The 1,101-nt window shown below is 46.0% G+C and carries 1 protein-coding gene; it reads left to right on the forward strand.

The window, feature by feature from the left end; all coding sequences use genetic code 11:
* Nucleotides 1–50: 50 nt before the first annotated feature.
* The coding region (locus tag KDK16_RS11685; protein WP_257276249.1) for a hypothetical protein at nt 51–1,101 on the forward strand (1,051 nt) is incomplete at its 3' end.

Consider the following 1,101-nt stretch of genomic DNA (forward strand, 5'->3'; position numbering starts at 1 on the left):
CTGAGGTTAATGAGCATATCACAGTTATTGAAAATGAACTTGACAGGCAAATGGCTCGCCTCGGCCCCAAACCCCGATACGTTCTTGATCGTGAAGTAGCGACAATCAGGCGAGCAATAGAAGAAGCTGAAAGTGAGCAGAAGACAGCTAAGCAAAAACTGGATGCTATTCATACCAGACAATGTTTCTTTACCGGGACTCCAGCTGTCAGCGGAGGCCGCTCGGATGAAATCGACACAGTTCTTAATCAGGCAATGGAAATAGCTCAGACCGGGCTGGGTCTGACTGCAGGTGACGAGCAAACCCTTGAAGAGCGGGTAGAGGACATCAAACATTTCCTGCAGGGACACAGTAAAGAAAGACGAAATGAAATTTTTAAGGAACTGAGAGCTCAAATACATCTTGACATTAAAACGACAGGTTATCCCCATTTACACGAAGTAGTTGATTACTTTGTCGATACTTTAGTCTATGTAGATACTCTTGTTCGGGAAGCAGAAGATGAATTCAGTGAAGCATTGGATGAACAGACTTTAACCAGACAAAAACACTCTCAGGTCACAGAATTCCTTCGTGAACACGACAGGAAAAGTATGGAAGTGACCAGTACACAGCTTGAAGAAAGGAATGCACAAGCGAATCTGGATCGTAAAAAACAAGAGATTGAAGATCTTGGAGACATTGATGAGCAGACCAAAACCGCACATAACGAGGAAATGGCTGCACTGGGTTTAGTTCTGGAGCAGAAAAGTGAAGCTCTATCAAAAGCAGAAGAGGCTCTGACGGATTATCATAAAGCAGTTCTTAACACCATCGAAGAAGCCGTGGGTCTTGAACCAGAGGCTACTGACACTCAGGAACAACGGGTTAATGCCCTGAGAAACAAACAGTTACAACTGGGCCGTGATGACGTTGTTAGCAGCAGGGTCCGGCAACTGATTCAGGAAAAGGCCCGCCTGGAAGGTGAAATTGAAATCAGGAAAGCAGACATTGAGAGAAAGAAGGACGCCCTGGCGGTTGCAGAGAAAGCTGTTGAAAATGACGATGGTCCCTTCCAGTACACGCCGAGGCAGGCAAAAGTTCGGGCCGCTATGGACGACT

This window comes from Endozoicomonas sp. SESOKO4, assembly GCF_024606275.1.